Source organism: Okeania sp. SIO2F4 (assembly GCF_010672385.1).
Taxonomy (GTDB): domain Bacteria; phylum Cyanobacteriota; class Cyanobacteriia; order Cyanobacteriales; family Microcoleaceae; genus Trichodesmium.
Genome location: NZ_JAAHGT010000724.1, coordinates 1 through 5010, shown reverse-complemented (window position 1 = coordinate 5010; position 5010 = coordinate 1). Strand labels below are relative to the sequence as shown.

At 30.5% G+C, this 5010-nt stretch carries 2 protein-coding genes and 1 pseudogene; all 3 read right to left on the bottom strand.

Annotated features, from left to right (window positions below):
• Positions 1–841: pseudogene (proX, locus tag F6K22_RS31325) on the bottom strand (glycine betaine/L-proline ABC transporter substrate-binding protein ProX); the annotation flags it as partial.
• 630 nt (positions 842–1471) lie between these two features.
• On the bottom strand, positions 1472–1678 hold the full coding sequence (locus F6K22_RS31320; RefSeq protein WP_293107255.1) for a hypothetical protein: 207 nt from the start codon (positions 1676–1678) through the stop codon (positions 1472–1474).
• Positions 1679–2452: 774 nt separating this feature from the next.
• Positions 2453–3466: a glycine betaine/L-proline ABC transporter substrate-binding protein ProX gene (proX, locus tag F6K22_RS31315; RefSeq protein WP_293107252.1), complete on the bottom strand. Its 1014-nt coding sequence runs from the start codon at positions 3464–3466 to the stop codon at positions 2453–2455.
• Positions 3467–5010: the final 1544 nt, after the last annotated feature.

Sequence of the window (5010 nt, the reverse complement as noted above, 5' to 3'; positions counted from 1 at the left end):
TTTTAGCAACTGGATTAACTTTTAGGAAATCTTTATTAGCTACAATACGCTGTTGAAGTATGGTAAAGCCAAAGTTTTTTCCATCTAGAGATGTATCTTTTTCAGTCAAATTTTCCATAGATTCTGGTAAGGATGTAAAAGGAACTTCTAAGTAAACTACATCTTTATTTCGTTTTAATTGTGTAGATATCCAATTAGGATCGTAGGCATAATAAATAATAGGTTTTCCCTGCTTGTAGCGACTTATTGCATCTGCTAGAAGAATTTCATATTGTCCTTGATTATGTTCTACTGTATCTTCTAATCCATAAGTTTTGAGATGATGGTTAATGACTAATTAACAAGACCAACCAGGAGGGCAACCTACTAAATTAGCTTTACCATCTCTATCTGAATCAAAAATTTTGGCAATTTTTGGATCTTTGAATTGTTCAATGTTAGTAATGTTATATTTATCGGCTGTTTTTTTGTCAATTTCATATCTTTGTATTCCATCAAGAGTTAACATTCCAACTTTCTCTAACTTTTCTTCGCCACCAGAATTTTCAAAGTATTCTTTGTGTTGTGGTTCATAATAAATGGTGCTATAGTCTAAATCTCCATTAGCAAGAGAAATATAAATGGGAGGATATTCAATTTGTTTTGGTTTTTCTATCTTGTAGCCTAATTTTTCTAGACCAATATTGACAATATAGGTTTGAAATAATTCTTGTATCCAGGTACTATTGGCACTCCGAATAGTTATAGTTTTAGAGCTAGGAATTTGTTGACAGGAAGTGAAAATTATTAATATGCTTGTGAGAACTGTTCCTAAGAAAATTTTCAGGTATCTTTGTTTCATTTGAGTTTGATAGAAAAATTTTTAATCGAAATAATATTAAGCACCTACACAGAATTGATTACCTACTCTAATTCTCTGTAAACCTTGCAGTAAAAAAGTTTCAATTTGGGAAAATGTGTAATTAATTTTGTGTACCTGCTTAGAGTAATTTTTAACTGGAGTTTAGACTAATTATAGCTGGCCTTAAACTTGCCGAAGAAGAATAGGGGCATGGGCTAAATTCACTGAAACCCTAGATTATTTGAAGACCCCAAAATTTAGTCTAAACTCCAGTTTTAGCTAAATTAAGTCAAATAGCGAAAAATTGATAATCTCCACCAATTTTAATTGTGGCAAACTTAGATATTTTAAGGCTTGATAACTCTATTCTAGATTTTAAATCTACACTCAGCTTTTTTATAATTTTTCAATCCACAAAAATCTAGTTTTTTCCAGTGCTTGAATAGTACATAGCAACCATAAATCATTTAGCTTTCATGTAATAATTTTTTTTGCTCGGTCAACTATAGCAATACACATTTAGGTATTTGATATTACTAAATGCTGTTTGCTGAGTATTTTGATAGAAAAAACCTTGGTTAGATATTAATTTTAACTTTTTACTTGCTCGTAGCAGTATAGAAACTAAACTTATAAATTCAATCCTATATCACTTTCAAAATCTGCCATATTCTCTTGAGTTGAGACTGAAATATTTTCCATTTTCCATCCAGTATTAGCTTGATTATGATTTTTAAGTTCTGCTAAGAGTAGAATATTTAGAGCAGTTTTTAGGAAAGTCAGGTCAAAATTAATATTAATCTCTTTGTTTTTTTTCCTGTTCCCTAAAATTATCAAAATTTTTACCTCCAACACTACAAAAATTATGTAAGATCAAATCCGGTAGTATCGGTATAAATAGGAACTTCTTGGCAAGATGTGAAAATTATTAATAAACTTGTGAGGACTGTTCCTAAGAAAATTTTCAGGTATTTTTGTTTCATTTGAGTTTGATTGAAAAAATTTTAATAGAAATAATATGAGAGTAATTTTTAGCTAAATTAAGTAAAGTAGGGAAAAATTGATAATCTCAACAGATTTTAATTGTGGCAAACTTCGATATTTTGAAGTCTTATAGATCTATTCTCGATTTTAAATCTACACTCAGCTTTTTTGGGATTTTTTTAACTCACAAAAATATAGTTTTCCGACTGCTTGAATAGTACATATAAATCCTGAATAATTTGACTTTCATTTCAGATTTTTTTTGACTTGAACGACTATATAAATGCACATTTAGATATTTGACATTACTAAATGCTATTTGCCGAATATTTCCCTAGGAAAAACCTTGATTAGACATTACTTTTCAATTGCCCATACCGCTATAAGAACTAAACTTATAAATTCAATGCTATATAACTTTCAAAATTTGCAATATTCTCTTGGGCTGAGACTGAAATATTTTCCATCCAGTTTCAGCTTTTTATAATTTTTCAAGTCTGTTAATAGTAGAATATTTAGAGAAATTTTTAGGAAAGCAAGGTAAAGCTTAATATTAATCTATTTTGCTTTTCCCTGTTCCCTAAAATTCTCAAAATTTTTACCTCCAAAACTACAAAATTTCTGTAATTAATTAGCAGCTTGTCTGGAAGTTTCTAACCAACTATCATATTTTTCCTGATTATTTTTTACCCACTCTTGAGCATGACGCAAAATATCTTCTTCTTTGTCTTCACCCTCTTTAATGCGTAAACTTTCCGCATTCATATCTTGTATTGGAATTTGAACTAATTCAAACCACTTTTTAGCAACGGGGTTAGCTTCTAAAAATTTTTTATTAGCAACTATACGCTGTTCAAGAATGGGAAAACCAAGATTTTTTCCATCTACTGACGTATCTTTTTCAGTCATATTTCCCATAGATTTTGGTACGGAAGTGAAAGGTACTTCCAACGAAACTACATCTTCTCCTGGTTTTAAAACTGTAGATATCCAGTGAGGATTATAAGCATAATAAAAAATAGGCTGTCCTTGTTTGTAGCGAGTCATGGCATCTGCCAGAAGAATTTCATATTCTCCTTGATTATGTTCCACAGTATCTTCTAATCCATAAGCTTTAAGATGATGGTTAATGACTAATTCACAAGACCAACCAGGTTTACAACCAACTAAGTTGGCTTTACCATCTCCATCGGAGTCAAAAAGTTTGGCTATTTCTAGATCTTTTAATTGTTCAATGTTAGTAATGTTATATTTATCGGCTGTTTTTTTGTCAATTTCATATCTTTGTATTCCGTTGGGAACCAATGTTCCAACTTTCTCTAATTTTTCTTCACCACCAGAATTTTCAAAGTATTCTTTGTGTTGTGGATCATAGTAAACGGTACTATATTCTAAATCTCCATTGGCAATAGAAATATAAATAGGAGGATATTCGATTTGTTTTGGTTTTTCTATGTTGTAGCCTAATTTTTCTAGACCTATATTAACAATATAGGTTTGAAATAATTCTTGTATCCAGGTACTATTAGCACTACGAATAGTAACTGTTTGAGAAGTTGGCGCTTGTTGGCAGGAAGTGAAAATTATTAGTATGCTGGTTAGGATTGCCCCTAAGATAATTTTTAGTAATTTTTGTTTCATTTTCCTTAGATTGAAAAACTTTTAATTTTAATATATAGCAATCCTATCTGATTTGTAAAATTTCTCCATAAATATCATCGCTATAGTTGACTTTGAAGTTGACTACTATTCACTAAAAGCTGATTTATCAAGTAAATATTAAGACGCTGATTTCCTTACTATACCTCTATTTGGTGACTTACTATCTCGGAAAATCAATATCGCTGAAAACTATATGAAATAAAACTTTTAGCGAAGTTTATAAATCACCTCTACAAGGTTAAAATAAAAAATCATAAAATGAAGCTAGAAAGCACTTTTTAAGAGGTTTTCACTGTTTTAAATCTTCGTCCCTATTTTACGGATAATTAAACCCACCTACTTACATGATAGTTTATAACTTTATAAGTTACATATTTCTAGAAGTTTACGAACAGGTAAGAGGTATTATTTCTGTGGATATTAAAATTAGTTATAGTAATTCCCAAAAAGCGTGAGGTAGAAAATTTATTTGTTTTAGGGAGTAGGGAGTAGTAATTCGGGAAATAGGGAATAGAAAAGAAGAAAAAAACTGTACCTCAGTAACTTGAGAAACGCTAGATTAATTATTGGATATTAAGACAATAATCATATTTTTTTAGTTAAATTTTCATAATTCACTTGTCTGTAAATACTATAAATAACACAAGATTTATATTTTGTTTGAGGATAATTTCTTACAGAATGGAGTGTGAAGATTCAGGTCTGTCGCAATCGGGACATAGGTTCTCAGAAGCCAACTTCTGGAAATATTCTAGGCTTTGTTAAAAAGCAAACTAGAGTCAAATAAAAGTATAAGTCAATTAAAACCTCCATTCAAGAATGAGAACAAAATAAAACCGGATAAAATTAATTATAGTCAATATATTTCAACGGCAGAAACCAGACTTTCCCGGTCTTATTTCATTTCTGTTCCTAATATTATGTTCGGTTAAATAGTTATTATAATTAAAGTTCGTAGTATAGCTCTCAGCCCTATCTAAAGTTGGGGCTGAGAGCTATACTACAAACAAAAACTTTATTATAAGTGATTATCCGAACATGATATAACTCCCTATTGCCTCAACCAGTTGTTAAAAGCAGAACTGCTAAAGATGTTATTTGCTCAATTTCAAAACTTTCTTACTCAGGTGCATTTAGTATAATTGAAGAACTAAAACGAGAAAACGGGAAATCGAGAAATAAAAACTTATACCATTTCTCTAGGAAGTTGCATTTAATATATAAATAAATGGTAATCATGTGGACAATTAAGGTTTGAGCAAGAATTATTAACTGCATTGTTACACAGAAATGGTATGAGTCAGGACTTATATCATTTCTGGATAATTAGCGATCAAAAAACTTTCTGCTCTTTATACCTTTAAACTCCTTCATCTTCCCTTTGACTATACTACAAACATATCATCCCCAGGGACATTTCAGGGAAGAGATTTCTTTGAGCAGTCAAAGGCAAGCGATAGAGGTAGCGATGGAGAAAACTATCGCTTGTGATGCTCACAAGCGATCCTCTCTTTCTCTTTCTA

What these genes read in the sequence shown, in the direction of transcription:
- proX (WP_293107252.1), bottom strand. Translation starts at nt 3,466, where the DNA reads ATGAAACAAAAATTACTAAAAATTATCTTAGGGGCAATCCTAACCAGC.